Origin of the sequence: Microbacterium sp. B19, assembly GCF_000333395.1 — a bacterium.
In the GTDB taxonomy this organism is placed as follows: Bacteria; Actinomycetota; Actinomycetes; order Actinomycetales; family Microbacteriaceae; genus Microbacterium.
The window spans coordinates 1-3,064 of record NZ_BADA01000101.1 but is presented as its reverse complement, the minus strand read 5'-3'; the positions used below and the strand labels follow the sequence as shown (position 1 = coordinate 3,064).

Below are 3,064 nucleotides of genomic sequence, written 5' to 3'. Positions count from 1 at the left end.
CAGCATGCAGGTCCCGTTTGAGGCGCATTGGAAGGCGGCTGAACTCGGCGACGCCTCGCAGATCCAAGCCGATATCAGTGCCAATGCCCCGGCATGACGCGGGCTCGATTCGCCGCCGCGCTCGTCACAGCTGCCGTCGTCGGCGGATGTACGACGGCATGCACCGCGCAGCAGGCCGCGAATCCTGACCGAGGAGTCGAGGCGCCGCCGGCCATGGCCCAGGTGGAGAGGCGGTCACTCACTTCGACGGTGGTTCTGAGCGGCACGATCGTGCCGAACCCCGAATTCCTGGTCGAGGCGCCGGCGGTTCTTGGTCGCGAAGGCCGCGCGCGCGGCGATCGACGAGGCTTCGTCAGCCAGGAGGACCGGCGTCTCCGTCGGGAAGAGGACGTACGACGTCGCCTGCCCGCGCTCGGTGGTCTTCTCGGTCGAGGCGATCTGCCACACGCGGTTGACCGCGCCGTCGGCGACGCGTCCCGACACCTTCTCCGAGGCGATCGGCGTGACCTTCTTCGTGAACGCGTTGCCGGCCGGGTTGGTCGCCGAGATCGGCAGCCGCACCGCGTCGATCTCGTTGACGACGTTCGCGACGCCGTCCACGGTCATGTCGAGCCGCGCCGAGAACAGGTGCTGGTGGTACGGCGCGCCCAGGCCCGGCGCGACCTCGGACGCGAACGGGTAGCCCTCGCCCGGGTAGGCGGAGGTGAACAGGATGCCGGTGAGCTTGGCCTCGCACTCGATGGTGCCGTCGAGGTAGAGGTACCAGTAGAAGCCGTAGTCGTAGTTGCCGACGGTGGTGAAGAACGAGATCACGAGCCGGCGGGCTCGACGCACCTCGCTCGACCCCGTGAAGAGGTCGGTGTGCTTCCACAGGGAGCCGAAGTCCTCCTCGTGCATGCACACGGCGTTGCGGATGGTCCGCGGCATCCCGTTCTCGTCGGAGAGGATGGCATCCACGTACGTGATGTCGCCGACGCAGTCGCAGCCGAGCTCGAGCTCGTTCGTGTACCGGCCGAACAGGTACTCGCCGGTGTCGAAGTAGTTCTGCCAGAAGCGGTTCGGCGCGGGGTCGGCGTACGGGACGACCATCTCGCTGATGGACCCGCGGTACATCACCGGGCGACCGGCGAACGACAGCTGGCGGAGGATGAGCCCCTCGCGGGTGTCGAAGCCGATGCGGAGATCCCACTCGCCCCACGTGACGTGCTCGTCGTCGACGGTGAAGCTCGACCCCTCGGGCTGCGTGATGACGATGGGCTTCAGGCCTTCCAGCGGCGGCCCCTGCAGTTCGGGGTCGTCGAAGTTGCCGTGGGTCTCCGGAACCGTGAAGCCGGGGGTGTCGATGATCTCGATCACCTGGCGCGCGGCGACGTCGATGTAGGCCGTGAGGCCGTCGACGGGGTGCGCCCACGGGTGGTCGGCGGGGTGGTCCTGGCGGAACGCGAAGGTGCGCAGGATGCGACGGCCCACCTCGTTTTCGTACCCGTAGTGACCCGCCGACAGCGGGACGAGCACCACCTGCTCGGGCGACAGCCCGCGCGCCTCGAGCGCGGCGACCCACGCGGCGCTCTCGTTCGCGATGACGGCCACCTCTTCGAACTCGGCATCCAGGATCGGGAGCTGTCCCTCCGAACCGTCGAGCTCGGTGGAGCGGAGTACCGCGCCGGTGGCGAGCGATACCACGAGGTCGAGGGAGTGCGCGGTGCGCAGGTTCAGCAGCTGCACGCGGGCGCGCCGCTCGGGGGCGGGCGCTTCGCCCCGCTCCCAGGCCAGGACCTCGCCCTTCGGTGCCTCTTCGAGGCCGACGTAGGCGAAGCGGGTCGCCTCGTCGACGCCGTCGAGGCCCGCGACGATCGTGCGGACGGCGGTGATCTCGGCGGGGGTCAGCGAGCCGAGCGGGTGGGCGGGCGCCGCGGGGGCGGTGAAGTCGGAGACGGTGGGATCGGTGAGGGTCATGGTGTCTTCCTGATGGAGCGGGTGGGGAGGGGGAGGGATCAGCCGGCGATGGCGTCGGTGAGCTTTGCGTAGGCGGCCGGGCGGCGGCGACGGATCCAGGCGGCCTGGACGTAGCCGAACACCGGGACGAGCACGACGAGGGCGAGGAGCGCCCAGGTCACCGCGCCGAACGTCGGTGCGCCGTCGGCATCGACGTCGCCGACCATGACCGGGAAGTACGCCACGATCACGACGGCGGACACCGCGAGCCCGAGGAAGCCGAGGGCGGGGGCGATCACGGTGTTCCAGGGACGGCGGTCGGCGCGGTTGCGGGCGAAGTACACGATCACGGCGACCGAGGTGGCGGCCATCAGCACCACGATCGCGACGGTCGCTACCCCGGACAGCCACGTGAACACCTGCAGCAGCGGGTCGAGCCCGAGGAGCGCGAAGACGGCGAGCAGGATGCCGGCGGTCGCGGTCTGCACGAGCGACGACGCGTGCGGGGACAGGTGGCGGGAGTGCACGCCGGACAGGCGCTCGGGCAGGACCCCCGCGGTGGACATCGCGTGCTGGTACCGGGTGAGGACGTTGTGGAACGACAGCACGCACGCGAACATCGACGTCAGCAGCAGGACGTTCACGAGCACCTCGCCGACCGTGCCGAGGTAGATCGCGACGGTGCGGAGCATCAGCGTCGCCGGGTTCTCCGCCGCTGCGGCCATGATGCCGCCGGGACCCCACGCCATGATCAGGCCCCACGTCGCGAGCGTGTAGAAGATGCCGATGCCGATGACCGCGCCGTAGGTCGCGCGCGGGATGGTGCGGTCGGGGTCGCGGGCTTCGTCGCGGAAGATCGCCGTGGCCTCGAACCCGATGAACGCGGCGATCGCGAACATCAGCCCCACACCGGGCGAGCCGCTGAAGACGTTGGCAGGCTCGAACGGCGCGAGGCTCAGGCCCTCGGGTCCGCCGTTGACGACGACCGCGGCGACGAGCACGAGCACGATGGCGACCTCGGCGACCAGCAGCACGCCGAGCACCTTGCTCGAGAGGTCGATGTGGCGGTAGCCCAGGATGCCGACGAGCCCCACGGTGGGCAGTGCGTACAGCCACCACGCGAGGTCGG

At 70.0% G+C, this 3,064-nt stretch carries 2 protein-coding genes; both read right to left on the bottom strand.

The features are described from left to right. Positions 1 to 234 precede the first annotated feature (234 nt). Entirely contained in the window at positions 235 to 1,956 is a 1,722-nt protein-coding gene (locus I5G_RS20380) for a primary-amine oxidase (RefSeq protein WP_022877822.1), read from the bottom strand. 38 nt (positions 1,957 to 1,994) lie between these two features. Continuing rightward, the coding region (locus I5G_RS20375) for an APC family permease (RefSeq protein ID WP_022877821.1) at positions 1,995 to 3,064 on the bottom strand (1,070 nt) is incomplete at its 5' end.